Source organism: Pseudomonas fluorescens, from assembly GCF_902497895.1.
Classification (GTDB): domain Bacteria; phylum Pseudomonadota; class Gammaproteobacteria; order Pseudomonadales; family Pseudomonadaceae; genus Aquipseudomonas; species Aquipseudomonas fluorescens_BP.
In genome coordinates, this window is record NZ_CABVHQ010000014.1 from 63554 (window position 1) to 88400 (window position 24847).

Annotated in this window: 21 protein-coding genes; 11 read left to right on the plus strand and 10 right to left on the minus strand. The window is 59.1% G+C overall.

The features are described from left to right. Positions 1 to 132: 132 nt before the first annotated feature. From F8N21_RS09650 to F8N21_RS09670, 4 genes are all read right to left on the minus strand, one after another. Complete coding sequence (locus tag F8N21_RS09650) at positions 133 to 1419, minus strand: NAD(P)/FAD-dependent oxidoreductase (protein WP_150641909.1); 1287 nt, start codon at positions 1417 to 1419, stop codon at positions 133 to 135. A 95-nt stretch (positions 1420 to 1514) separates the two neighbouring features. After that, positions 1515 to 1952, minus strand: coding sequence for a transporter substrate-binding domain-containing protein (locus tag F8N21_RS30795; RefSeq protein ID WP_224788190.1), 438 nt, complete (start codon positions 1950 to 1952; stop codon positions 1515 to 1517). 68 nt (positions 1953 to 2020) lie between these two features. Further along, positions 2021 to 3544: an ATP-binding protein gene (locus F8N21_RS09665; protein WP_150641910.1), complete on the minus strand. Its 1524-nt coding sequence runs from the start codon at positions 3542 to 3544 to the stop codon at positions 2021 to 2023. Beyond that, positions 3541 to 4257 carry a response regulator transcription factor gene (locus F8N21_RS09670; protein ID WP_150641911.1) on the minus strand — a complete coding sequence of 239 codons (717 nt, stop codon included), beginning with the start codon at positions 4255 to 4257 and terminating at the stop codon, positions 3541 to 3543. Before F8N21_RS09670 ends, F8N21_RS09665 begins: the two co-directional genes overlap by 4 nt. Positions 4258 to 4411: 154 nt before the next feature. On the opposite strand from F8N21_RS09670, the gene msrB reads away from it, so the two are divergent. From msrB to msrA, 3 genes are all read left to right on the plus strand, one after another. Continuing rightward, positions 4412 to 4930 (plus strand): peptide-methionine (R)-S-oxide reductase MsrB, encoded by a 519-nt coding sequence (msrB, locus tag F8N21_RS09675; RefSeq protein WP_150641912.1) that lies wholly within the window; start codon positions 4412 to 4414, stop codon positions 4928 to 4930. Positions 4931 to 4963: 33 nt separating this feature from the next. Continuing rightward, positions 4964 to 6751: a cytochrome c biogenesis protein DipZ gene (locus F8N21_RS09680; protein ID WP_150641913.1), complete on the plus strand. Its 1788-nt coding sequence runs from the start codon at positions 4964 to 4966 to the stop codon at positions 6749 to 6751. A gap of 198 nt (positions 6752 to 6949) precedes the next feature. Further along, complete coding sequence (gene msrA, locus F8N21_RS09685) at positions 6950 to 7666, plus strand: peptide-methionine (S)-S-oxide reductase MsrA (RefSeq protein WP_150641914.1); 717 nt, start codon at positions 6950 to 6952, stop codon at positions 7664 to 7666. A 295-nt stretch (positions 7667 to 7961) separates the two neighbouring features. Here the strand turns inward: msrA and F8N21_RS09690 are convergent, their stop codons facing one another. The 4 genes from F8N21_RS09690 to F8N21_RS09705 all read right to left on the minus strand — a co-directional run bounded on the left by F8N21_RS09690 (position 7962) and on the right by F8N21_RS09705 (position 11217). Beyond that, positions 7962 to 9242 carry a type II toxin-antitoxin system HipA family toxin gene (locus F8N21_RS09690; RefSeq protein WP_150641915.1) on the minus strand — a complete coding sequence of 427 codons (1281 nt, stop codon included), beginning with the start codon at positions 9240 to 9242 and terminating at the stop codon, positions 7962 to 7964. Further along, the gene (locus F8N21_RS09695; protein WP_150641916.1) at positions 9239 to 9748 is read right to left on the minus strand and encodes a helix-turn-helix domain-containing protein; all 510 of its coding nucleotides are present in this window, start codon (positions 9746 to 9748) and stop codon (positions 9239 to 9241) included. The genes F8N21_RS09690 and F8N21_RS09695 overlap by 4 nt, the downstream gene beginning before the upstream one ends. A gap of 452 nt (positions 9749 to 10200) precedes the next feature. Beyond that, a complete protein-coding gene (locus F8N21_RS09700) occupies positions 10201 to 10410 on the minus strand; it encodes a tautomerase family protein (protein ID WP_150641917.1) in 210 nt (69 codons plus the stop codon). A 72-nt stretch (positions 10411 to 10482) separates the two neighbouring features. Further along, the gene (locus tag F8N21_RS09705; protein ID WP_150641918.1) at positions 10483 to 11217 is read right to left on the minus strand and encodes an SDR family NAD(P)-dependent oxidoreductase; all 735 of its coding nucleotides are present in this window, start codon (positions 11215 to 11217) and stop codon (positions 10483 to 10485) included. Positions 11218 to 11365: 148 nt separating this feature from the next. On the opposite strand from F8N21_RS09705, the gene F8N21_RS09710 reads away from it, so the two are divergent. After that, entirely contained in the window at positions 11366 to 12307 is a 942-nt protein-coding gene (locus tag F8N21_RS09710; protein ID WP_150641919.1) for a LysR family transcriptional regulator, read from the plus strand. A gap of 193 nt (positions 12308 to 12500) precedes the next feature. Here F8N21_RS09710 and F8N21_RS09715 read toward each other — a convergent pair whose 3' ends face one another. Further along, positions 12501 to 14462: an alkaline phosphatase D family protein gene (locus F8N21_RS09715; RefSeq protein ID WP_150641920.1), complete on the minus strand. Its 1962-nt coding sequence runs from the start codon at positions 14460 to 14462 to the stop codon at positions 12501 to 12503. 162 nt (positions 14463 to 14624) lie between these two features. Here F8N21_RS09715 and F8N21_RS09720 point away from each other — a divergent pair, with 162 nt between their 5' ends. The 3 genes from F8N21_RS09720 to F8N21_RS09730 all read left to right on the plus strand — a co-directional run bounded on the left by F8N21_RS09720 (position 14625) and on the right by F8N21_RS09730 (position 16332). Continuing rightward, complete coding sequence (locus F8N21_RS09720; protein WP_150641921.1) at positions 14625 to 15335, plus strand: DsbC family protein; 711 nt, start codon at positions 14625 to 14627, stop codon at positions 15333 to 15335. Between the two features lie 266 nt (positions 15336 to 15601). After that, complete coding sequence (locus F8N21_RS09725) at positions 15602 to 15892, plus strand: hypothetical protein (protein WP_150641922.1); 291 nt, start codon at positions 15602 to 15604, stop codon at positions 15890 to 15892. After that, positions 15889 to 16332, plus strand: a complete 444-nt coding sequence (locus F8N21_RS09730; RefSeq protein ID WP_150641923.1) for a TM2 domain-containing protein — start codon at positions 15889 to 15891, stop codon at positions 16330 to 16332. Before F8N21_RS09725 ends, F8N21_RS09730 begins: the two co-directional genes overlap by 4 nt. A 314-nt stretch (positions 16333 to 16646) precedes the next feature. Here the strand turns inward: F8N21_RS09730 and F8N21_RS09735 are convergent, their stop codons facing one another. Further along, entirely contained in the window at positions 16647 to 17126 is a 480-nt protein-coding gene (locus F8N21_RS09735) for an anti-virulence regulator CigR family protein (protein ID WP_150641924.1), read from the minus strand. Positions 17127 to 17433: 307 nt separating this feature from the next. Here F8N21_RS09735 and F8N21_RS30425 point away from each other — a divergent pair, with 307 nt between their 5' ends. From F8N21_RS30425 to F8N21_RS09755, 4 genes are all read left to right on the plus strand, one after another. Further along, positions 17434 to 17922 carry a hypothetical protein gene (locus F8N21_RS30425; protein ID WP_224788191.1) on the plus strand — a complete coding sequence of 163 codons (489 nt, stop codon included), beginning with the start codon at positions 17434 to 17436 and terminating at the stop codon, positions 17920 to 17922. A gap of 494 nt (positions 17923 to 18416) precedes the next feature. Continuing rightward, positions 18417 to 21035: an EAL domain-containing protein gene (locus F8N21_RS09745; RefSeq protein WP_150641925.1), complete on the plus strand. Its 2619-nt coding sequence runs from the start codon at positions 18417 to 18419 to the stop codon at positions 21033 to 21035. Between the two features lie 821 nt (positions 21036 to 21856). Beyond that, a complete protein-coding gene (locus F8N21_RS09750) occupies positions 21857 to 23167 on the plus strand; it encodes a nucleotide sugar dehydrogenase (protein WP_150641926.1) in 1311 nt (436 codons plus the stop codon). An 80-nt stretch (positions 23168 to 23247) separates the two neighbouring features. Next, positions 23248 to 24729 carry a glycosyltransferase family 2 protein gene (locus tag F8N21_RS09755; RefSeq protein ID WP_150641927.1) on the plus strand — a complete coding sequence of 494 codons (1482 nt, stop codon included), beginning with the start codon at positions 23248 to 23250 and terminating at the stop codon, positions 24727 to 24729. The last annotated feature ends 118 nt before the right edge of the window (positions 24730 to 24847 follow it).

A 24847-nucleotide genomic window follows, 5' to 3' on the forward strand; every position in this document is an offset into this window, starting at 1 on the left:
GAAAAGCGCCGGGCATTTTCAGCGCGGCTGTGCGGCGGCGTCAAGGAACCATGCTGCAGTGGCGATTTTCAGGACCCAGAGTAGTGCGGCGCGTGGTCGTCTTGACTGACCTGCATTCAGTAACCACAGCCCTCAGCGATTACGCAGACGCTCCTGCACAAAGTCCATGACCTTCAACGATTGATAGATGGCATTGGCCGCGAGCAATCCGAACGGGCCCCCGTTCCAGTCCAGCAGGTAGGGTTTGAACAGTTGATAGCGGTCGCTCTCGCCGCAGACCGCCTCGGCAATCACCCGGCCACCGATGGATCCGGTGTTCAACCCGTGGCCGCCAAACGAAGTACAGGCCCAGACGCCCGGTTCAAGCAGGCCCAGATTTGGCATTTTGTTGGTTGAATACCCCATCAGCCCGGACCAGGCCAATTCAATCTTCGCCGATGCCAGCTGGGGATACACCGAGACCATGTCGTGTTTGAGCATGCTGGCCAGGGCTTGCTCGTTCTGTTCGTTGCGGGTGGTGATACGGCCGCCCCACAGCAAGCGGTCGCCCTCGACCACCCGGTAGTAATCCGAGGCGCGGCGGTCATCGGAAAAGGCCGCGCTGGAGTTCAGGATGTCTTTGATCGAGGCGCCCAGGTGTTCGGTCAGCACCACATAGGTGGCGATTGGCAGATAGGCGCGGCTCAACTTCTGCAGTTCGTTGCCACCGTAACCGCCGGCGCAGAAGATCAGGTCCTTGCAGCGCACACTGGCGAGGGTGGTCTGTACCGTTTTAATGGCACCTTCAGGGCGCCAGGCGAGCATTTTCGAGTGTTCGAAAATCCGCCCGTGGGCGCTTTCGATGGCATTGGCCAGCCCCAGGCAATAATTCAGCGGATGGAAGTGCATGGCCTGTGGATCTTCGATGCCCTGAAAGTACTTTTCGGTGTGGGCCAGTGCCCGTACCTGCTCGGTATCGAGGAAATTCAATGGATAACCGAAGTCGCGTTGCATGCTCTCGACGTAGTTCTTCACCGCTGCGTGGTCGTCGTAGCGTTTGACCTGAATCGTCCCGGGCGACGGGTCGCAGCCCTGTAGTGCGAGTTCGGCAATATTGCTTTTGACAATGTTCAGCCCCTCCACCGACATCTGGAACAAGGCCTTGGCACGCTCCAGCCCGAGCTTTTTCCGAATGGCGTCGGTTCCCTGCGCCCAGCCAGGAGAAACCACGCCGCCGTTGCGCCCGGAGGCACCCCAGCCGATCTGGTGCGTTTCAAGGACGATCACCCGTTTACCGCGTCGGGTCAGCTCCAGTGCCGCGGTCAAACCGGCGATACCGGCGCCGATGATGCACACATCGCATTCTGCATCGGTCAGCAGTTCGGCTCTGGTCTCGCGCGGGAGCGAGGTCTGGGAATACCAGGTTTTTGGAAAGGGCATAGTTATCCTGTAGGAGCTGCCGCAGGCTGCGATCTTGGCGATTCAAGCCTCAACACAAAGGCCGGGGAATTATTGAAACTCCCCCGGCCACCCGATTATTTCACCGTCGAATAATCGACCCCATACCACTTGTTAGAGAGTTTAGTCAGGGTCCCATCCTTGTGCATGGCGCCGATGACTTCGCCCAGACTGGCTTTCAACTCCGGGTCACCCTTGTCGATGGCAATCGCCAGCGGTTCGTAGAACACCACGCTGCCATCAACAGCCTTGAGCGGGTAGTTCTTTTTCACCGCCGCTTCCAGGGTGCTTTGTTGCGTGAGGATCGCGTCCAGGCGCACCCCGTCGGCCAGGCGCAGGTCATCCAGCGGCCCGGTGGAAGAGGTACGGAGAGGGGTTGCCCATGCCGGAAAATCAACGAAGATCCCAAGCCTGGTGATCAATTGTGGCGAGGGGGCTTGCCCCCGTTGGGTTGCGCAGCGACCCCAAACCCGGCCATGGTGATTCTTCAGACAGAACGCGTCAGCCGGTTTCACGACTGCTGCGCAGCCGAACGGGGGCAAGCCCCCTCGCCACAGGTTTTGTGCCCGGCGCGAGATCGCGCTTACTTCCCTGGCGAATTCAGATTCATCGAGCGAATCGCCAGCTGCGCCGCCATTTCCTCATCCACCGGCAGCGAGAAGCGAAAGGTCGCGCCCTGGCCGGGAACATCGATCAGCTGGATCTCGCGACCATGCAGTTGCAGGATCCGGTGCACGATGCGCAAGCCCAGCCCTCCATCACGCCGGGCGCCGCCGATGTTGAACGGGCGCAGAAACAAGCCTTCGCGCAGTTCGTCGGCGATGCCCGGGCCGCTGTCGCTGAGGGTCACTTCGACGAAGGCCCCCTGGGGCACAAGACTGACTTCGACTTCGCCACCGAGCGGCGTATGCCGCAGGGCGTTGTCCAGCAGGTTGGTCAGGACCCGTTCGATCAGGCCGAGATCGGCACACACCGCTGACCCGCTGGGGGCGAAGGTGGCTTTCAAGGTGATCTGCCGCGCCTCGGCTGTCAGCTCGAATTTCTGGAACACGTCCTGCACCAGATCGGTCAGGGAAAACCGCTCCAGCACCGGTTGCACGAAACCATGTTCCAGCCGCACCAGATCCAGCAGCGCCTGCGCCAGACCGCTCACCTTGCGGCTCTGATCAAGGGCGATGCCCAGGTAGCGGCGCCGGTCGGCAGACGTGAGCGTGGCGTCCTTGAGTGACAGGGTTTCCAGATACCCATGCAACGACGCCAGCGGCGTACGCAGATCGTGGGAGATATTTGCCACCAGTTCCCGACGCTCCTGATCCTGGCGCGTCAGTGAGCGCCATTGCTCACCGAGGCGGGTCTGCATTTGGCGGAACGCCGCGTCGAGCGTGGCGATTTCGTCATGGCTGGCTGTTTGCGCTGTGTCTGATGCGGGCGGCGAGGGCGGGACCACCGGGGCACCGTCGATATCGAAATGCGCGACAGTCTCGGTCAACCGGCGTAGAGGCCGGGTGATCAGGGCAAAGGCCGTGAGGCCGGCGATCAGGCACAACAGCGCCACCAGGCCAATCGACCAGAGCGCAGTGTTGAGGGCCGCGCTGGTTGCGCCGCGTTCGGCAAAACGATCGTGTTCCTCGCTGAGCAGCACCACGTAGAGGTAGCCGGCCTGCTGGCCGTTGACCTGCAGCGGCGCGGCGCTGAAGACCTTGCGCCCGTCGACACTGCGCGGATCCTCGCCGAGGATCGGCAAGGCCTCGCCATTGATCAGCCGCTGCACCGGCGCCAGATCGACCTTGTCGCGGCGCAAGCGACCCTCGGGCGCGGCATTGCCGACGATGCGGCCGTTGGCGTCGAGCAGATAGACCTCGACGCTGGGGTTGACCAGCATCAGTTGGCTGAACAACTGGCGCACGGCGTCCGGCTTCAAGCCGTTGGCGTCCATCAGTTGGGTGTCGCGGGCAATGTGTCGGGCCAGGTCGCGGGACAGCCCTTGCACCACTTCCAGTTCGTGCATCTTGTTGGAGCGCACTTGCATCCACACCGAAGTGCCGCAGCACACCAGCAACAGCAGGGCGAACACCACCGACAGGCGCTGGGTGAGGGTCAGCCTCATGACTGATCCTCCTTTGAGGCGAATTTATAGCCACGGCCCCACACCGTAAGGATGCGCACCGGTTGCGCCGGATCGGTTTCGATCTTGGCCCGCAGGCGGTTGATATGGGTGTTGACCGTGTGTTCATAGCCTTCGTGGCTGTACCCCCACACGGCGTTGAGCAGGTCCATGCGCGAGAACACTTTGCCTGGCTGGCGAGCGAAGAAATACAGCAGGTCGAACTCGCGCGGCGTGAGGTCCAGGCGCCGGCCGTCGAGGGAGACGTCGCGGGTCAGCGGGTCGATAAACAGCCCGTCGGCCATCAGGCTGCCGGCGTCCATTTTCAGGTTGCGCGCCATCGCATCGACCCGTCGCAGCAGCGCCTTGACCCGCGCTACCAGCTCGAGCATCGAAAAGGGTTTGGCCAGATAGTCGTCGGCCCCCAGCTCCAGACCGAGAATGCGGTGCAGTTCGCTCGAGCGTGCGCTGGTGATGATGATCGGTGTGTAGCGCGCCATGGCACGGGCACGGCGGCAGATTTCCAGTCCGTCGACACCCGGCAGCATCAGATCGAGGATCAGCGCGTCCCAGCCGCCTTGCTCCAGTAGGCGCAGGCCTTCATTACCGTCGGCGCTGTGCACCACCTCGAACTGTTCATCGCGCAGATGCAGCGCGATCAGGTCGGCGATGTGCATATCGTCCTCGACCACCAGGACACGTTTGGGCTGATCCATCGGAACTCGATCCTGCGCTGGGCAATGTTCTTATTGTGCGGGTTTTCACGGGGCCGAGTTATCACGAATTGTTTAACTTGGCGTGAGGATTTGGCGACCACCACCAGCCTAGGCTGTATCCAACGCAACACACTGCGATTTTTTGGAGAGAGCCATGTTTTCTCGGCGACAGTTCCTGATAGCGGGCGGCGGGCTGGGCGTAGCGGCACTGGCCATCGGCGTGCTGCCCAGGTGGACGGCAAGTCCGGCCCTGGTCAGCGATGCCAGTGCCAGCGAGACCTTCGAGGTCACTCATACCGATGCGCAATGGCGGGCGCTGCTCAGCGCCGAGCAGTACGACATTCTGCGCAAGGAAGGCACCGAACGCGCCTATACCAGCCCGCTGAACAACGAACACCGTGAAGGTGTGTTCGCCTGCGCCGGCTGCGACCTGGCGCTGTTTTCATCGAGCACCAAATTCGACAGCCACACCGGCTGGCCGAGTTTCTGGGCACCGTTGGACAATGCGGTCGCGACTCGTCAGGACCGCTCATTCGGGGTGGTGCGCGAAGAGGTCCACTGTCGACGTTGCGGCGGCCATCTGGGGCATGTCTTCGACGATGGGCCCAAGCCGACCGGTCTGCGCTACTGCATGAACGGTCTGGCCCTGACCTTCAAACCACTGTCGGCATAAGCCGGTTCATTCACTTCATATAAGGTCGACGCCATGTGGCTCCTGGTTCTCGCTTATCTCGGCGGCGTGCTGACGATTGTCAGCCCGTGCATTCTGCCGGTATTGCCCTTTGTCTTCGCGCGCACCGGCCAACCGTTTTTGCGCAGTGGCTTGCCGCTGCTGGCGGGGATGGCCCTGACCTTCGCGCTGGTCGCCTCGCTGGCGGCGGTGGGCGGCGGTTGGGTGGTGCAAGTCAATCAGTATGGTCGCTGGCTCGCGTTGCTGTTCGTAGCGCTATTCGCGCTGACGCTGTTGCTGCCGCGCCTCGCCGAGCGCCTGACTCGGCCACTGGTGGCAGCCGGCGGTCGGCTGTCCGAAGCGGCGGGTGCCGATACCCGGCCACGGCCTGGCGCCTCGTTGTTGATCGGCGTCGCCACTGGTCTGCTCTGGGCGCCGTGCGCCGGGCCGATCCTCGGGCTGCTGCTGACCGGCGCGGCGCTGCAAGGGGCAAACATCGGCACGACCTTGCTGTTGCTGGCCTACGCCGCGGGTGCCGCGACTTCGCTTGCCGGAGCATTGCTGCTGGGCGGTAAAGTCTTCGCCGCGATGAAGCGCTCGATCGGCGCCGGTGAATGGCTGCGCCGTGGTTTGGGAGCTTTGATGCTGGCGGGCGTAGTGGCGATTTCCCTGGGGTGGGATACCGGCATTTTGGCGCGGCTGTCGACGGCCTCTACCGGCGGTATCGAACAGGCGCTGGTCGGTCGGCTGGCCGGCAAATCGGCGATCAGCAGCGGGGCGATGATGGCGCAAGATTCTCAGCTCGGCTCAAGCATGATGGCTGCCGGTGGCGCGATGAAAATGACCGCTGCGACGCTGCCGATCGAAGGCAAGCTGCCACCCCTCGACGGCGCCGTGCAATGGCTCAACTCGCCGCCACTGAGCGCCGAGGCGTTAAAGGGCAAAGTGGTGCTGGTGGATTTCTGGACCTACTCCTGCATCAACTGCTTGCGCACCTTGCCGTACGTCAAGGCCTGGGCAGAGAAGTATCGCGATCAGGGGCTGGTAGTGATCGGCGTGCACACCCCGGAATTTGCCTTCGAACGTGACGTCGGCAACGTGACCAAAGCCATGAAGGATCTGGGTATCAACTACCCGGTGGCCATCGACAACGACTACAAGGTCTGGCGCGCCTTCAGCAACCAGTACTGGCCGGCGCATTACTTTGCCGATGCCCAGGGCCGGATCCGTTATCACCATTTTGGCGAGGGCAACTATGCCGAGTCGGAGCGGGTGATCCAGCAGCTGTTGCGCGAGGCCGGTGCCGCCCAAGTGGCGGGCGGTCTGATCGACGCCAAGGCTCAGGGCGTGCAATTGGCCGCGGATATGAGCGAAATCCGCTCGCCGGAAACCTATCTGGGCTATCAACGCCTGGAACACTTTGTTCCGGCCGCCAGCCTGGCGCGCGACCGTGTCACGGCTTACAGCCCACCGACTAATCCGGCCCTCAACGAGTGGGGGCTGGAGGGCCAATGGAAGGTCGGCGCCGAGCAGGCCACCCTGGCAGCTCCGGCAGGGAAAATTGTCTACCGCTTTCATGCCCGGGATCTGCACTTGGTACTGGGCCCCGGCGCAGACGGTAAACCGGTGCGCTTCAAAGTCACCCTCGACGGCCAGATCCCAGGCGCGGCCCATGGCACCGACGTAGCCCCGGACGGCACGGGCGTCGTGACCGAGCAGCGGTTGTATCAGCTGGTACGCCAACCCGGTGACGTGGCGGAACGCACCTTCAGCATCGAGTTTCTTGACCCGCAGGTGTCGGCGTATGCGTTTACCTTTGGGTGAAAACTGCAGGCGTTTAGCGATGAGTAGGGTCGCCCCTAAAAGATCGCAGCCTGCGGCAGCTCCTACGCCGACGCCATACACCCGAGAGATACCGAGTGAATGCAAAACCTGTAGGAGCTGCCGCAGGCTGCGATCTTGGCAATCTGGCAAGCACTGAAAGGCCCTTGCAGCGGAATCATCAGATTTGGAGTCACCACCATGAAAATCCCGTCCCAACCAATCTGGTGCCGTCTCCTGCTGGGCCTCGCCGCCGCCACCTTCATCGGTCAATGCACCGCCTTTTCCTTCGGCTCCACAGCGGATGCCGTCGCCATCCCCCCACCGGCTCTGGATCTGCCGGCCGGTCAATCCGCCAGTGAAACCGTAGTGCTCGCCGGTGGCTGCTTCTGGGGTGTACAAGGGGTATTCCAGCACGTGAAAGGCGTTAAGCGAGCGGTTTCCGGGTACGCTGGCGGCACCGCCAGCACCGCTCAATATGAGCAGGTCAGCAACGGCAACACTGGCCACGCCGAAGCCGTCGAAGTCACCTTCGATCCGACCCAGGTCAGCTATGGCAACTTGCTGCAGATTTTCTTCTCGGTGGCCCACAACCCCACCGAACTGAATCGCCAGGGCCCGGACACCGGTACCCAATACCGCTCGGCGATTTTCCCGGCAAACGCCGAACAGCAACGAGTCGCCCAGGCCTACATCGCCCAACTCGACGCCGCGCATTCGTTCAACAAACCGATCGTCACCAAGCTCGAAACCTTCAACGGCTTCTACCCGGCCGAGGACTACCATCAGGACTTCCTGACCGAACATCCGACCTATCCCTACATCGTGATCAACGATCTGCCAAAGGTGGCGCAGCTCAAACAGCTGTATCCACAGCGTTATCAGGAGAAGCCGGTGTTGGTGAAGGCGGGGATGTAAGGGAGAAAGGCCGATGCCGATTAATAAAGCAATTTGTCTGGCGGGTGACAATTGTGGCGAAGGGGCTTGCTCTAATGCCGGTCCGTTAAGGAATTTGAGGTTCAGTACTGTCCCCCGTAGCAGCTGGCGAAGCCTGCGTTCGGCTGCGCAGCAGTCGTAAATCCTCCTTCCATGGTTTGTCTGGAATACCGCGGTGCCTGATTTTACGACTGCTTCGCAGCCGAACGCAGCCTCGCAGGCTCGGCAGCTGCTACGCGAGCCGAACGCAGGCTTCGCCAGCTGCTACGGTCGAGCCTCAATGGCGAGTCTCAACGGCGAGTCTGAACGCCATGCTCATTTCATCTTGCTCCCGTCGAGATAGGCCGAGTGCATTGGCCAGCGTTGGCCATTGGCGCACAACTCCCTGGAAGTCCTCGATCATCTGGTCCGCCTCATTCAGCGGAACCCGAAAAATCGGTGCTACTGAACGAACCAGGTCAAGGTCGAGTGCATTGTCGTGTTCGCTGACATTCAACTTGAGCGCTTGCCCGTAGCGGTCCGGGTTCATGTCATAGGCAGGGGAGAGATGCCAGCCTCGGGCAGGTTCAAGGATGAAACCGTGATTGCGCAGATGATCGTCGGTATTGGAAACCAGCATGTTGAACAGGATGCGGCTCCAAAGCTCACGCAGATCTGCGTTGGTGTTGGCGCCCTGAGTAATAAGCACCTGAGCCAAATCCAGATAGCTGATGCCGGTCGAGGCATCATCACCATCGGTATGGCCGGTGAGGGTCATGGCGGAGGCAAAGTGCAGTCGTCGGCCATTGGCGGTCCGGTCAAAACGCTTTACCCGGAAACAGTGATGCGCGCTGGCATAACGTTCTGCATCCATCTGCGCGACCCGAAGCCCGCAGGCCTCGGCCAGGGACCCGACGATATATTCCCAGGCGCCAATATCCTGCTCATCGCGCACACTGGGAAACTTGGCGATCCAGAGTTGCCCGTCGGTGTCGACCACGCTGGCCTTGGGCCGGGCACCTCCCAGTGAGCCGCCTGGAGCAATCAATAGGCGAATCCAGTCACCGCCTTCGGCCGCGGTGTTGTCCTGGTCATTTTCCAGGGACCGGCTAGCAGCCTCCAGTTCGCGCAACTTGACCAGCGGAGGGGCCGCCAGACCTTGCCGATCATCGAGGAACGGGCCTTCGTCATTGAGCTTGAAACGCAGAGCACCGACCCGGTAAGTATCATGCACTCCCAAGAGATAGTTCGACTCGAACAGTCGCTTATTCGCCGGTTCCGCGCCTGCTCTCTTGTCACGCTCGAGCCGACGATTCATGAGCATGCGACCCCATCGGTCAGGACTCGAATCAGAAAAAACGCCGAAGGTCTCGCGTCCCCGCGCAGGATATTGCGAGCCTTCGAATAAACCGATCCCGGGCTCGAGCTGGATCATCCCCAGGGTCGGATCCGAGAGCGCCTTACGCTCATATTCGAATTCAAACAGCTCACTGGCACCGCTACGCCGCGCATGAAGAAGGCCCAGGCGTCGAGGTGCTGGCAAACCATCCCAGTCGGCATAAACAGCTATCGGGTTCATTCCTTGTCCCCTGTGTCGGAAGGCGCTTTACTGACCTTTTTGGGTTTCACAATCAAGGCCGAAAGCTTCGAGGCGACCTGAACCGGGGCACCAGGCTCACTCGGCCTGGGCAGCCGCTTGGCCTGTTTGGGCGCAGGTATCGCGGACTCTTCCTTCAAGTGAGGCGCCGGTCTGGATTTGCCAGTCAAGGTCGATCTTTGCGCTGCAGGCCGCTGCTTTCCCGAGAGCGCGGAGTCTTGTAAATGACGACCTATGTCGTCGGCCTGGGCAATCAGGGAAATGTCTTTCTCCAAGCCAAGCACCTGCAGCACAGAGAGATAAGCCCCCATGGTAACGCCCGAGCCGCCGCGCTCCAGCGCCCGCAAAGTCATTTGCGACATGCCGGCGCGCTCCGCCACTTGCTTGGCCGTCAGCTTGCGCCGCAGCCGCGCGAGGCGCAGCCTTTCACCCAGCTCTACCAGCAAATGGCTTGTGGTCGGGAGCAATGGAGCAGTTTTTTTGGCCATGAGTGCCAGTATTCCAGTGTTTATTACCATAGAGTGCAAAAATAATAACACTAAATGTAAACTCTGGAAAAAGTGCAGTGCAATTATTCTGGCGTTTTAACTTGGTTAGTGAAGGAATAATTACATGAATTCGCGCTGCGCATCGCGCGGTGCCTGAAGCGATGCTCACTTGTAGCTAGGGGGCTCGTAGCAGCTGCCGAAGGCTGCGTCCGGCTGCGCAGCAGCCGTAAAATTATGCGTCCACGGTTTTCTGGAAAACCGCAGTGCCTGATTTTACGACTGCTTCGCAGCCGAACGCAGCCTCGCAGGCTCGGCAGCTGCTTCGCAGCCGAACGCAGCCTTGCAGGCTCGGCAGCTGCTACGCAAGCCGAACGCAGGCTTCGCCAGCTGCTACGGATTGCGTAACGTCTTAAACCCCTTCACCACAGGGGTTGGTTCTAGATGGCTGGACCCTATCCAGGATTCAAGTTCTTGCGATACTCAGTTGTGGTCATCCCGGCATACCCCCAGTTATCAGTATCCACTTCCTCGATAACGATATGGGTCAGGTCGGGACGTTTGCCCAGGACCCGTTCCAGGGTTTCGGTGATTTCGGCGATGACCTGGGCTTTTTGCTCCCGGGTCACTCCGTCTCGGGTGATGCGCACATTGACGAAAGGCATGATCGTGCTCCTGTTATGTACTCGAATGACCCTGAACCGGGGAGCCGTTGGCGGCTCCCCGGGCAAGACTGTTTACCACTTGCCGCTGCTCATCCCGCCATCTACCGCCAGCACCGTGCCGGTGGTGAACTCGGCATTGGTCAGGTAAAGCACAGCATCGGTGATTTCGCTGATGTTGCCCATACGTCCCAGAGGCTGCAGGGTCTTGAGGAATTCGCGGTGTTCCGGGCTGTGCATAGGGGTGTCGACAATACCGGGAGCCACTGCGTTGACCTTGATGTTATGGGGTGACAACTCCAGCGCCAGGGCGCGAGTGGCCTGGTTGATCCCGCCTTTGATCAACACCGGCAAGGTCGCCGGCACCTGTTGATTCGGTTGCAAGGCCACGCTCGCGGTAATGTTGACGATGAAGCCCTGCTTGCGCGGGATCATGTGCGCTGCGGCGACCTGTGACGGATAAACGAAGCCCCTGAGGTTAGTACTGATCATCGCTTCCAGATCTTCCGGGCTGTAGTCAATGAACGGCTTGGCCTGAAAAATCCCGGCGTTGTTGATCAGGATATCGACCTGGCCGAAGGCCTCGATGGCCGCCTGGAACAGCCGCTTGGCGGTGTCCGGCTCGGCAATGTCGCCAGCTACGCCGAGAAAGCGCGGGGAGTTGCCCAGTTGCTCGGCCGCTTCGCGCAGACGCTGTTCAGTGCGAGCGTTGCCGACCACGTTGTAGCCTTGCTCCAGATAGGCCTTTGCCAGGCCCAGGCCAATGCCGCTCGACGCGCCGGTGATTACTACAGTTCTTGGAGAGTTCATGTCGGGTACCTGCAAAAATTGGGTTTCATAGGTTGTCCCAGAGCCCTTTTTCGGAAGGAACTGCTCGGGTTGAATTCACTGTATTTCTTTACCTTTGTTTGATAAATACAGGTACGAGCACTTCATTTGATCCATGGTGTAATCAATCATGAAGCGACAGTTCGAAGATATTCAGCTGGGCAGCATCGAGTTGTTTTGCCTGGCGGCTGAGTCCGGCAGCTTCACCACCGCAGCCGCTGTCGCCGGTGTCACCCCGGCTGCAGTCAGTCGCTCGGTGTCGCGGATGGAGGCGCGCATGGGCGTACGGCTGTTTGCCCGAACCACCCGCAGCGTCAAACTGACGGAAAGCGGCCGAGCGTATTTTGAGCAATGCCGCCAGGCCCTGGCCCAACTGGTCGAAGCGCAACGGGAAGTGATGGGCAAGCAGCAAACGCCCTCCGGGACCTTGCGCATCAGCGTGCCCACTACCTACGCCCATCACCGCATCCTGCCGTTGCTGCCGATATTCAGAGAGCGGTTCCCGGCGGTAAAGGTCGAGGCCCATGTCAGCAATCGCAACGTCGACTTCATCGAGGAAGGCTACGACATGGCGATCAGGGTTCGGGTCCTGCCGGATTCAGGCTTGATTGCCCGCCACCTGGAAGACGCGCAACTGGTCATCGTGGCCAGCCCTGAATACCTGCAGCGTGCGGGTACGCCGCAAACCCTGGAGGACCTGCAGCAACATGAGTGCATTCAATTCGAGCTACCCAGCAGCGGCCGGCACATCGCCTGGTTGTTCAAGGACAACGGCGAAGACAAGGACCTGCTGACCGAAGGTGGCTACAGCTGCTCGGATGATGTACTGGGCGGCGTGACCCTGGCCAAACACAGTGCCGGCCTGTTTCAGACCTATAAATTCATTGTTGAAAAAGAGTTGGCACAAGGCTCGCTGATCGAAGTCCTTGAAGCGTTCCACGGACGATCCCGGCCCTTCACGCTGCTCTACCCGGGCGGACGCCACACCCCGTTGCGGCTTCGGGCCTTTGTCGACTTCCTGATGGAATATCGGGCGCAGTGGAGCCTGCCCGAGAGTGAGTTAAAGACCTGACGGTGCAGCCAGCCGAATGCCCCAAAAGATCGCAGCCTGCGGCAGCTCCTACGCCAATCCCATGCACCCACAAATGATCAGGTGTACTCAAACCCCGTAGGAGCTGCCGCAGGCTGCGATCTTTTGGCTGCGCCCGGCTCCTGGCTGACTGGCATCGGGAAAACCGCACACTCAAACATCCGACAACCACTGCTCACCGCGGCTCCTCAGGCCCAACCAACCGCGTAGGCGGTGACCCATTGGCATTGTGTTGATAGATAGCCTGCGGCTGACCTTTTTCATTGAAAAACACCTGCCCGATCCCCGCCGAATTCCATAGCCGTTCACCCGCTTCAGCATGCTCGGGAATATGCGGAATCACCTGCATCCGGCGACGCTTGGTCAACCAGTTGAGGGGCGAGCGCGGTGAGTACAGCCAGCGATTGAGCCGGTCGAACCACTCCAGCAGTTTTGGCGGAAACTCATTCTTGATGCCGCTGCTGGTGATCTGCCAGATCCGTGGGCCAGCCTTGCGGTGGCGGATCAGCACTTCATAGACAAAGGAATAATGCACATCCCCGGACAGAATCACGTAATTCCCCGGCGTGCGGGAGTGGCGGAAGATATTCAGGATCACCTGCGCCGCGCCGCGATGGGCCATCCAGTTTTCCGCGTCGACCAACAGCGGAAAACCGAACCAGCTGAACACCCGCTGCACCGTCTCGATCAGCTTGACACCGAAGATCGGCGCCGGCGAAACGATGATCGCCGAAGGGTGATCCAGCAATTCCTGCTGCAGTTCGCTGAGGGCTTCCCAGTCGAGCAGGCCCGACGGCTGCTTCAGGGTGAACTCACTGCGCCAGCGCCGAGTGCGGGTATCGAGCACCACCAGCGCCGGAGTGGTCGGCAACACATACTGCCAGTTCTGAAAGCGCAGCAAATCATCGATCAAACTGTCTTGATCGGCGCTGTCCAAGTGACGGTCCCCGCCGATCGCCTCGGCACTCAGCGCGCCGGTCTTCTCCAGCAGCTCGCCGAACACATCGGGGTTATTGCCCCAGCCCTGACAGAGCATATAAGCCATCAGCGCGTTGCCGATGATGCGTTTGGAAAACGGATGGCCGTAAGCCGTCTCCTCCCACTGAGCGCTGAGATTCCAGTCATCGGTAATGTCATGGTCGTCAAAGATCATCAGGCACGACAAGTGCGCAAACACCCGCGAAACACCGCCCAGACCCGCCTTGAAGGCATCGATGTGCGTCTGCTCGAGGTCATAGCGTGCCTGTTCTTCGGCAGTAAGCACCGGCGGCTGCGGCGCGATCAACGTCCAGGGCACCGGCGACCAGACCAGTAGATACATCGCCATCACTTCAGAGAAGGTCACCAAGTGATTGTCGGCGGTACTGCTGGTGAAAATCGGCTTCTTCACCCCACCGAAAAACCGCTCGCGCAGGGTTTCATTACTTTCCAGCGCCGGCAGCAAATCAGCCCGATGGTAATAACTGGCCGGATGCCCATAGAGCCGGGCACTGTCCTCGACCACCGCGCCCTCCAGATACTCCTCGAACAACCCGAGACGCGTAATCAAGGCATGAATCGCCCGCAACATCGGGCCTGCGACATCGTCCGCGTAGACCTGATCGCCACTCATCATCAACAACGCCGGACGCTGCTCAGGCTCGGGAGCCTCGGCCAGCAATCGATCGACGCAGAGCAGACCTTCGTCGGCGTGATGATGGGGTTTGCGGCAGGAGCCGTGGAGCAATTGCTTGATGCGGCTCTGCAGGACGAAGTCGGGGCAACGCGCATTTCCGTAAAGCAGGTGTGGTGCCCAGTCGGCGATGCCTGAATGCTGGCCGTCTGTTTCGGTGATCAGCAGGTCGTATTTAATCGACTGGTCGCAGGGGAGGGCGGTGTCCAGGTGTAGATCGATTAGATGGACAAAGCCATGCAGGCCGATTGGTACTACTTGGCACTGTTGGGCATCAAGGGGGAAATCGAGAGCCTTCTCGTTACCGCCACCCTCGACGAACCGCAGGCGCAACGTCAGCGCCAACGCCCGAGATCCTACCAACCACAACACCAGCCGCGTCGGCTCCAGGCGTCGCAGCAGCGGGCCGGCCAATACGGAAGGTAATGGGGCTGGGGACTCGGGTAGCGGGGAAGTGACAGACATCCAGGTTCAAGGCTCTTTGCGCAAAACAGAGCCGGATCATACCGCAGGTGGAGTTGGGGGTTTGTTATGCAGGAATCGAGATTCTGGATTAAGAAATGTCTCCGGGATTTTTTTGTTCGCTGAAGCCTCCCACACTGACCAACGGTGGCATATCCTCACCGCGTGCCCGGCCTGACCGGCAACCCGCAAACTTGGAGGCGCGGCTCTCGCGCAACATGGATGATTTCCAATAAACGTTCGTTCAGCCTGGCTGGTGCCGGTCTTGCAGCAGTTTTTTTTCTCACCTCGCCGCTTGCCCAAGCAGAAGTTGTCAGCCTGGGCGAGGCCACAAAGAGCGTCGGCAGCTTCCTTTCTGCTCTGACCCAGCCGCCGGTGCCCAAGCCTGACCCGCAATTGCGCTATGTCCGCGATGCTCTGGGCAAGCTGAAGCCGGAGAACTGGATTGCCTTCAGTCCGGCTAACCCCAAGGCCCACGTCTACGTGTTCGCCGATGCCACCTGTCCCTACTCGCGTGAACTGCACCAGAAGGTGCCTGAGTTCAACGCCAAGGGCATTGAGGTGCGCTACGTCGCCTGGCCGACGGGGCAACTCGATGAGCCGGCCTGGACGATCTACAAGAACATCTGGTGCAGCGACAACCCGAAGCAGGCGCTCGATGACGCTATGAAGGGTAAGCGGGTGAAGGTGCAGACGTGCAGTAAAAACGACATCAGTACGCTCGCCGCCCAGCAGGATGCCGGCAAGGCTGTTGGCGTGACCGCAACCCCGACGACCTATTACCAGGATGGCCATTGGGCGCAAGGCGTGAAGCGCACTGAAGGGTTGCCGGAGCGGGCGATCCTGGGTGCCGAGATAGTTTCGAACCGGCGCTGAACCTGCGGGTCGCCAAGGTATACCTGAGAGTTTTTATCAGGAGTATCGGCTTGGCTATGGCCGAGATTGGTCTGACGATAAAACCGGCGGTGTACTCACTGCAAAACGAACATTGCTCGTCGCCGCGCAGGGGGCACACCATCTGCTGACTTACGCTGCACCCTCGAACGACCTCACCTGCATTGCCCGGATTGAAGCTATTTGAAGGGCATCTCTGGGTGATTTTTTGTACAGGCCCGGGTACAATTTAGATGGATGGAGGCAGAATGCCACGATGGCATTCAAATAAATTCAGAACGGAAAAAAGGAATTTTTGTGCGATTTGTAAAACTCATCTCTGCTGTCACCCTATGCGCCTTGGGCATCTATCTATAGGTGCGAGCCAATTTATATTTACCGACTGCCCGGCGCTGAAGAAACTCGCACTCAAGTACCGCCATCGCGTGATTTTTCTCGCATCCATCAGTTTGTTGGCCTTCGGCTCGTCGAGCCTGAATTTCAACCTGATCAAACGTCTATCAAAAAAAACGCAAACAGAAGAAGGAAAAGCTGCATGAAAGGAAAAATTCTGGACTTCAATAGTGAAAACCGCACTGGCATTATTAGTGCGGATGATGGAAATCGCTATACTTTTGAAGTCGCACAATGGAAAAGCTCTGTATTGCCGAAAGTTGGCGTCAAGGTGGATTTTTCTACAAATAATGGCATTGCCGAGACTATCTACCAAGAGCCAGGTGCGACAGGTAGTAGTTCAAAGAGAATAACGGCAGCAATACTGGCTTTATTCCTCGGCGCCTTTGGTGCGCATAAATTTTTCCTTGGCTACAACAAGCAAGGCGTGATTATGCTGCTGTTATTTATCTTCGGGTTTATATTGGTTGGCATTCCGTCGATGATTATTGGCATTATTGCCTTTGTTGAATTTATTGTTTATCTCACCAAGTCTGACGAAGACTTCGAACAAATCTACGTCAACTCTGCCAAGCCTTGGTTCTAAACAACCAAGACCACTTGTTATTGCCGTCGACATGTAGTTCTGACACCGATCTCTAGAGGTCGGATGTTAGACGTTCGAAAAATAAATCTGTCCCGTTTGCTCTGTCCGTTTGCTCTCCGTTTGTTCTCTCTACCTGACAAAGTGAAGGTGCTGATTTTAGGGCCGCTTCGCAGCCCAGCGGGAGCAAGTGATGTGCCCGGCGCCACTGCCAGTCTCTCAAGGTTGTTTTTTGGCCGCATTCAGCACAAGACGCTCAATGTTTGTTCAGGCAAAAGGCCGGGGTTGCTGTCCCGGCCTGTGCAGGCTGTGTTCTGTCAATGGAGTACGTCGTGCAGGACTTCGTAGATGATGCCTGTCGCGACGGCCGCCAGGATCACGTCGGTTCCGGCCTGGAGCCATTCGTACCCGTCATAGTGGGGCAGGCGTCCGATCAGCCGGCCGTCGAGCTTTTTGGCGATGCCGGGTGGCAGGGGTTTACCGCGAGCGAGGTTTTTTTGGATGCCCGGTGGAAGGGGTTGGGCGCTGCCCCAGTATTGTCGATTATCGCCAAGGATGACCCGGATCCCGCCCACGTCGATAGACGGGCCACGATCCCAGTTGCTATCGCCCTGCTTTCCTTGCCCCGGTTTGGCGTTGCCGCCGTTCGGGTTGCCTTTGTTGCCGCTATTGCCTTGCTGGTTCTGGTTGGCATGCGGGTTACCTTTGCCGTTGCCTGGGTCGGCGAGCAGCGCGGGTGAGCCGGCGAGCAGTGCAGCGGCGGTGAAGGTGGCGACTGACAGACGAATATTCGACATAGCGTAGATGCCTCTGGAGGAGGGGCTTGCCCCAATGCCAGTCCGTTAAGGAGATGGTGTTGTAGGAGCGAGCTTGCTCGCGATGGACGTTAAGGATAACGCGTGTTTTCTGGATAAACGCGCCGTCCTTGAGTCCATCGCGAGCAAGCTCGCTTCTACAGGGGCTGCCCACATGCCATTAGATTATGGTTAAGCCCTAAGTTCCTGTGGAGGCCGTGTGTAACGCAGGGAAACCTTTGCAGGGAGCAAGAACCTAATTTCAAGGTCCCTGTCTGATGAGGGTGGAATCCAATCGCCGGGAGGCATCATGTTTATAAAAAAGAAAAATTTGATGGTTGTTGCTGTTTGCGCCTTGATGCTGGCGGGGACAACCATGCTGCCAGGTGAGCTATCGCTCATCTCCTCTGCTCAGGCCCAAGGTGGTGGCAACGGCGGTGGCGGTGGCGGGGGTGGCGGCCACGGTGGTGGCAATGGCGGCGGTAATGGGGGAGGTCACGGTGGCGGTAATGGCGGTGGCGCTGGTCATTCCGGTGGTTCGGCCGGCAGTGGTATCGGCAAGGGGCTAAGCAGCGACCATGCGGGGAAAGCCGTCCGGGATAGAGGCGACAGCGGCAAGCATTACGGCAGTACGCGCAATGACGACAATGGTCATGGTTCGGTGACTTCTTCGGTGGCGCATGACAGTGATACCCGCGGGTTGACCAAGGCGACTGCGATTTCTCGCACCACGCCCGGCGATCACAATACCAAGGGGCTGCGTAATGCTGGCGCCTCAAGCATCAAGAACGACCGCTGACGGTTGGTTTGACGGGCGGGTGGCAATGCCGGTCAGTTGATGGAAAGCTGCAGGCCGCCGCGTTGTATCTGAAGACTCGCGGTGGCTGATTTTGGGGTTGCTTCGCAACCCAGCGGGGGCAAGCCCCCTCGCCACAAGTATTGGGTTTTGGCGTCCTGTCCTTACCTGCGGAACAAGTCTGCCGAGGAAACAAAGCAGACTTTCCCTGCCATCTCCCATGGCCATTTCCTCCCTTGAATTGTGCAGGCCTTCAGGCGTTGCGCTGTCTGCTTTCGGCGCAAACGTCGGTATGTGGGAAGTTGAATTCGGCCACGGGTCAAGACCTCAAGATTCAGGCCGATACAGTCAACAGGTGCATTCCGGATTGTTCTGCCAATAGTCCGGGCTGAGGGGGTAGCGCACTACCAGTCAGGGAAAACTCTAAACGCACACTGCCGAGGTGGTGTCGTTGTCTTCCATTGCTGGCCCGTATTCGCTGCACCGCCTGGAGCACTATGAAAATTCATAATCTCGACCCCCACGTGAAGGTGCAAACCTCCAATCTGTCCCTGACCCGCATTTCGCTGATGGGGTTCTCTGGCCTGTTGCTGTCGATTTTCTTGCTGGCCAGCGTGCTGATTATTTTTATCGCCTTCAAGCAGAACCATGACGCCGAGGCACGCAGCCGTTTTTATACGGAAAAGGCCGTGCAGTCCCTGGAGAAGTCGGTGCTGTTGACGATCAAGGACTACGCGTTCTGGGGCGATGCCTATGAGCATCTGCACAAGACGGTGGATACCGATTGGGCGTTCGGCCGGCAGAACATTGGCTCTACGCTTTCTGAAGATTTCGGCTTTCAGGGGGTGTTTGTTATCGACCCCACCGATCGAACGGTGTACTCGCTCATTGATGGTCAGATGCAATCGGTCGCGGCGCAAGACTGGTTGAAACAACCCTTCACCGCGCTGATCGAGCGTGCTCGCGAGGGGCTGGAAAGCGAGACGCCAGTCGCTACCTATCTCAATGTTGAGGGCACGCCGGTGCTGGTTGCCGCCGCGCCCTTGACGCCTGGCACCGACCCCCAGGTGGAAGCGGATGACAGGCCTTCCTCGGTGCTGGTGTTCGTCGCCAAGCTGGACGCCGCCAGGTTGAGCGCCCTGGGCAGTGATTTTGGTATTGACCAGTTGCGCGTTGCCCCTGGCGATAGTGCAGTGCTCAGCTCATCGTTTTTACCCTTGGGGGAGACAGGTGCAGCGGGAGCTCTGCAATGGACGCCGGAGCGTCCGGGGCACCAGTTGCTGACGGTTGTCTTGCCGTTGATCGGTATCGCGGGGCTGGTTATCGGGCTGATGACCTGGATTCTGCGGCGGCGCACCACGGCGGCGGCGCGGGCCATGGATGCCAATTACACTTCCCTGCAGGTCAGCCAGACCGCGCTGGCGGCCAGTGAGGCGCGGTTTCGGGATGTCGCCGAAGCTTCGTCCGACTGGATCTGGGAAATCAATTCCGGGCTGCGTTTCACTTACCTGTCGGAGCGCTTCGAGGCAGTGACGGGGTTGCTCAGGGCCGATTGCATCGGTCGCCCTATCGATGACTTGCTGGTCTCTGATCAGGGGTCGCTGTCCCAGTGGCTGAAAAACCACTCGCGCCGGGCCAACGCCATTTTGCAGTGCAGTTATCAGGCTGGTGACGGGCAAGCCCGGATCAGCCGTCTTTCGGTGCGGGAGATGGAAGGGTTGGGGTATCGCGGCACGGCGTGCGATATCACTGAGGAAGTGGCGGCCCGCCGGCGTATCGAATACCTGTCGCAACACGACGCGCTGACCGGCCTGGCGAACCGCACCCGCATGCAGGAATTCCTCGACGGCAAGCTCAAGGCCGCGCCGACCCTCGACGAGCCGCTGGTGATGCTGAGCATCGACCTTGATCGCTTCAAACCGGTAAATGACTTGCTCGGGCATGCCGCGGGCGATCAAGTGCTCAACGAAGTGTCCAAACGACTGGGGCAGTGCCTGCGTAATGATGATCTGGTCGCGCGAATCGGCGGCGATGAGTTTGTCCTGGTGCTGGCCAACATGGTCTCTCAGGATGAAGTCGAGCTCTTGTGCAAGCGCTTGATCGATTGCATCGAGCAGCCGTTCCAGGTTGAGGAGCATGAGATCTTTATTAGTGCCAGCATCGGTATCGCCATGGCCCCGGCTGACGCCACCCAGGCCGACGAGTTGCTGCGTTATGCCGATATCGCGCTGTACGAAGCCAAGGACGCGGGGCGCAATACCTGGCGCTTTTACGCCGGCGACATGAACGCTCGAATCATCGATCGTCGCCAACTGGAAAGCGACCTGCGCCATGCCATCAAACATGGTGAGTTGCGCCTGCACTTCCAGCCGCGCTACCAGATTGAAAGCCGGCGGATGGCCGGTGCCGAGGCACTGGTGCGCTGGCAGCATCCGGAGCGCGGGCTGTTGAACCCCGATGTATTCATTCCCATCGCCGAAGACACCGGCCTGATCCTGCCACTGAGCAACTGGGTGCTGCACACCGCCTGCATGGCCGCGTCGACCTGGCCTGAAGAGTTCTTTGTTTCGGTCAACCTGTCGCCGACCGAGTTTCAGCGCGGGCAGCTGGTGTCCAGGGTCCAGGCGGTGTTGGCGGATACTGGCTTGAGCCCGGCCCGGCTGGAACTGGAGTTGACCGAGAATGTGATGCTGGAAGACGCCAAGGGCGCGCTGCTGATCATGACCGACTTGAAAGCGCTGGGCGTGCGGCTGTCGATGGACGATTTCGGCACCGGTTATTCGTCGTTGAGCTATCTGCGTTCGTTTCCCTTCGATGGGCTGAAGATCGATCGCAGTTTTGTTTCCGGGCTGACCGCCAGCAGTGACGATCAGTCGATCATCCAGGCCATCGTCGGGCTGGGGCGAGCGCTGTCGCTGACGGTCACGGCGGAGGGGGTCGAGACGATCGAGCAGCTCGAGGTGTTGCAGGATGCTCAGTGTGATGAGGTTCAGGGGTATTTCTTGAGCAAGCCTATGGATGCGCTGGCGATTGGTGAGCTGATTGGTATTGAGATGGAGCGTCCTGGCCAGCAGGCGGTTGCGGCTGATTGCGCTGCGATTGCGGGGGCTATGTAAGGAGATACATCAGGGCTGCGATTTTTCAAGATAAAAAAATCGTCTGAATGCAGCCTGAACCTTCGGCAGTTACGGGGGGTATGCCGGGGAGTCTCTGCGGGATAAAAAAGACCTTTATGACCCACAGTGCTCTGGCCTCCGAGCACTTTCGTCACGCCGCATCGCGTGTGCCGTTCTGATGACGATATCTCATGACATTTCAGTCGCAGCAATCGCCTCGACCGCTGCTGGGCAGACCCGCGTCGGGAACTCGCTATTGCGGATATGCAGAGAACTCGCCGGGGAAGTTATCTAATAGTTTTTTTGAATGTATAAAGTAGTGTGTGCGCCAATAAATGGTTGTAAAAAAATTGACGTGTTTCATTTGCTTTACACATTGCGCTGAAGTTAATAAAACCATTGATAAAGTTATAATATTGGCCTTGCACCGCTTCAGGGCTTTATGCATGCCTGTGCGGGAAGTATCAAAAATGCCTGCTACCTTTTGGTGCTATAGCTATTTTCCTTGTTCATGTCATCAGTCGAAAATACTTTATAACTATCTGATTTTAATAAAAAAACATTAATTATTTGTGGGTTGTGGTTTTTGGCACTCGCTTTGCTATAAATGAATTTGGCGGCGTAAAGTGTGTTTTAAATCTCGATTAAAGAAAATAACAATACCCCTGTGATTGTTTGTCTACACTCCTCCGAGTGCGTCGAGTGTAGGTAGAGGATCAAGTTGTACCTGACTGCCGGTTAGTTGGTGCGGTAGAACGAATGTCGGCCTGCGTGGCATGCCGACGGCTTTCTTGAATCTGGGGCTGCGGGGGATTTCACCGATGCGTATCAGCATATTTGGACTGGGTTATGTGGGCGCTGTATGCGCAGGCTGTCTCTCCGCTCGCGGTCATGACGTAATCGGGGTGGATGTCTCGCAGGTCAAGGTCGACCTGATCAGCCAGGGCAAGTCGCCCATCGTCGAGCCGGATCTGGAGCGGTTGCTCGAACTGGGGGTGAGTTTTGGGCGCCTGCGGGGTGACTGTGATGTGAAGGCGGCGGTGATGGGGACGGATATGTCCTTTATCACCGTCGGTACGCCCAGCAAGAAGAATGGCGATCTGGATTTGGTCTACATCGAGTCGGTCTGCCGCGAGATCGGCGAAGCCCTGCACGACAAGGGCAGTTGGCACACGGTAGTGGTGCGTAGCACGGTGCTGCCGGGCACGGTGAAGAACGTGGTGATCCCGATACTTGAAGACTGTTCCGGCAAGAAAGCCGGGATCGACTTTGGCGTGGCGATCAACCCGGAGTTCCTGCGCGAAAGTACCGCGATCAAGGATTATAACTCTCCGCCCATGACGGTGATCGGTGAACTCGACCGGCGCAGCGGTGAGATGCTCGCTACGCTCTATCAAGAGCTGGATGCGCCGCTCCTGCGCAGGAGCATCGAAGTGGCGGAGATGATCAAGTACACCTGCAACGTCTGGCACGCGACCAAAGTGACCTTCGCCAATGAGATCGGCAATATCGCCAAAGCCGTCGGCGTGGACGGTCGCGATGTGATGGACGTGATCTGTCAGGACACCAAACTCAACCTGTCGCGTTATTACATGCGCCCCGGCTTCGCGTTTGGCGGTTCCTGCCTGCCCAAGGATGTGCGTGCCCTGAACTATCGCGCCGGGCAAATGGATGTCGAGCACCCGATGCTGGCCTCGATCATGCGCAGCAATGCGGCGCAGGTACAGAGAGCCTTCGACATCATCACCAGTTATGGCAAGCGGCGTATCGCGCTGCTCGGCCTGAGCTTCAAGGCGGGCACCGATGACCTGCGCGAAAGCCCGTTGGTGGAGTTGGCCGAGATGTTGATCGGCAAGGGCTACGACCTGCAAATATACGACCGCAACGTTGAGTACGCGCGCATCTACGGGGCGAACAAGGAATACATCGAGTCGAAGATTCCGCACCTGGCGTCGCTGTTGTGCTCGGATTTGGCGCAGGTGATCGGACTGGCGGATGTGATTGTATTGGGTAATGGCGACGAGTCGTTCAAAGCCATTGCGCTTGATGTGCCCGAGGGCAAACGGGTGGTCGACCTGGTGGGCTTTATGCCACTCGCCAGTAACGATCAGCTCGAAGGTATCTGCTGGTAAATACGGAAATTGGGCGAGGCGCGGTGCTGGCGTGCCCTGAACAACATGGGGTTATCGAACAGGGGTAGGGGGGCATAGGCATGGCTGATTCCAGGGTTTACTTGCGCGAAGCTGCGGGCTGGCTGTTCTACCTCACCGCGTTGATGGGGCTTGCGCTGTTGCTGCCGCACACGGTGTTTGATCCCGACTCCACGGATTTTCTCCTGTTGGTGGGGGCGGTCGGGCTCTGGCGTTATTCGATGGGCGCGATCCATTACCTGCGGGGGATGCTGTTCCTGTATCTGGTGTTCCCTTATTACCGGCGCAAAGTCACCAGGCTGGGCAGCAGTGCCGATCCATCGCAAGTGTTTTTGCTGGTGACCAGTTTTCGTATCGATGCGTTGACCACGGCGCAGGTGTACCGCTCGGTGATCGAAGAGGCCATCGGTTGTGGTTACCCGACCAGGATGGTCTGTTCCATCGTCGAGCTGGCCGATGAACTGCTGATCAAGGCGCTCTGGGACAGCTATAGCCCGCCGAAGCACGTCAAACTGGATTTCGTGCGGATTCCCGGCACAGGTAAGCGCGATGGCCTGGCCCATGGTTTTCGGGCGATCTCCCGGCACTTGCCGGATGCCGATGCGGTGGTGGCGGTGGTCGATGGCGACACCGTGCTCTCGCCCGGCCTGGTGCGTCAGACCGTGTCCTGGTTCAAGCTGTTCCCGAAAGTCGGCGGGCTGACCACCAATGAATTCTGCGAGGTGCGCGGCAGCTACCTGATGAGCCAATGGCACAAGCTGCGGTTCGCCCAGCGGCACATCAACATGTGTTCGATGGCACTGGGCAAGCGAGTGTTGACCATGACCGGGCGGATGTCGGTGTTCCGCGCCCAGGTGGTGACCGACCCCGGCTTTATTCAAGACATCGAGAGCGATTATCTGCAGCACTGGCGTCTGGGGCGTTTCCGCTTCCTGACCGGTGATGACAAGTCCAGTTGGTACAGCCTGATGCGGCTGGGCTACGACACCTTTTATGTGCCCGATGCGGCGATCAACACGGTCGAGCACCCGCCGGAAAAGAGCTTCTTCAAGGCCAGCCGCAAACTGATGTTCCGCTGGTATGGCAATAACCTGCGGCAGAACTCGCGGGCCCTGCACCTGGGCGCGAACCGGTTGGGCTGGTTCACCTCGCTGGTGCTGTTCGACCAACGCGTATCGATGTGGGCCAGCCTGCTCGGGCCGTCGGTGGCGATCATTGCCAGCCTCAAATACGGCATGGCCTACCTGCTGATCTATGTGCTCTGGATCGGCCTGACTCGCTTGATCCTGAGCCTGCTGTTGCTGGCCTCGGGGCACCCGGTCGGGCCGGCCTTTCCACTGATTCTCTATTACAACCAGTTGGTCGGCGCAATGGTGAAGATCTATGTGTTCTTCCGTCTCGACCGGCAATCGTGGACTCGCCAGAACACCAAGCTCGACCGCGGGCTGGCCAGCTATCAACGCTGGTTCAATACCTGGTCGTCGCGGGCCATGACCTTTTCGGCAGGCAGTGTGTATTGCGCGCTGTTGATGTGGATGGTGTAACGCCAGAGCCAGGGTAGTCGGTATGCCGTGCCGGTCTGCACAGTGGCAAAGGATAAAAGCTGAACACCGGCTCTGAGCTGCCGGATCGATCTCAATCGTGGATAGGAAGGGACGCTTT

Coding starts and splice junctions, on each gene's coding strand:
- F8N21_RS09650 (WP_150641909.1), bottom strand. CDS start 1,419: ATGCCCTTTCCAAAAACCTGGTATTCCCAGACCTCGCTCCCGCGCGAG.
- F8N21_RS09665 (WP_150641910.1), bottom strand. CDS start 3,544: ATGAGGCTGACCCTCACCCAGCGCCTGTCGGTGGTGTTCGCCCTGCTG.
- F8N21_RS09670 (WP_150641911.1), bottom strand. CDS start 4,257: ATGGATCAGCCCAAACGTGTCCTGGTGGTCGAGGACGATATGCACATC.
- msrB (WP_150641912.1), top strand. CDS start 4,412: ATGTTTTCTCGGCGACAGTTCCTGATAGCGGGCGGCGGGCTGGGCGTA.
- F8N21_RS09680 (WP_150641913.1), top strand. CDS start 4,964: ATGTGGCTCCTGGTTCTCGCTTATCTCGGCGGCGTGCTGACGATTGTC.
- msrA (WP_150641914.1), top strand. CDS start 6,950: ATGAAAATCCCGTCCCAACCAATCTGGTGCCGTCTCCTGCTGGGCCTC.
- F8N21_RS09690 (WP_150641915.1), bottom strand. CDS start 9,242: ATGAACCCGATAGCTGTTTATGCCGACTGGGATGGTTTGCCAGCACCT.
- F8N21_RS09695 (WP_150641916.1), bottom strand. CDS start 9,748: ATGGCCAAAAAAACTGCTCCATTGCTCCCGACCACAAGCCATTTGCTG.
- F8N21_RS09700 (WP_150641917.1), bottom strand. CDS start 10,410: ATGCCTTTCGTCAATGTGCGCATCACCCGAGACGGAGTGACCCGGGAG.
- F8N21_RS09705 (WP_150641918.1), bottom strand. CDS start 11,217: ATGAACTCTCCAAGAACTGTAGTAATCACCGGCGCGTCGAGCGGCATT.
- F8N21_RS09710 (WP_150641919.1), top strand. CDS start 11,366: ATGAAGCGACAGTTCGAAGATATTCAGCTGGGCAGCATCGAGTTGTTT.
- F8N21_RS09715 (WP_150641920.1), bottom strand. CDS start 14,462: ATGTCTGTCACTTCCCCGCTACCCGAGTCCCCAGCCCCATTACCTTCC.
- F8N21_RS09725 (WP_150641922.1), top strand. CDS start 15,602: ATGCCACGATGGCATTCAAATAAATTCAGAACGGAAAAAAGGAATTTT.
- F8N21_RS09730 (WP_150641923.1), top strand. CDS start 15,889: ATGAAAGGAAAAATTCTGGACTTCAATAGTGAAAACCGCACTGGCATT.
- F8N21_RS09735 (WP_150641924.1), bottom strand. CDS start 17,126: ATGTCGAATATTCGTCTGTCAGTCGCCACCTTCACCGCCGCTGCACTG.
- F8N21_RS30425 (WP_224788191.1), top strand. CDS start 17,434: ATGTTTATAAAAAAGAAAAATTTGATGGTTGTTGCTGTTTGCGCCTTG.
- F8N21_RS09745 (WP_150641925.1), top strand. CDS start 18,417: ATGAAAATTCATAATCTCGACCCCCACGTGAAGGTGCAAACCTCCAAT.
- F8N21_RS09750 (WP_150641926.1), top strand. CDS start 21,857: ATGCGTATCAGCATATTTGGACTGGGTTATGTGGGCGCTGTATGCGCA.
- F8N21_RS09755 (WP_150641927.1), top strand. CDS start 23,248: ATGGCTGATTCCAGGGTTTACTTGCGCGAAGCTGCGGGCTGGCTGTTC.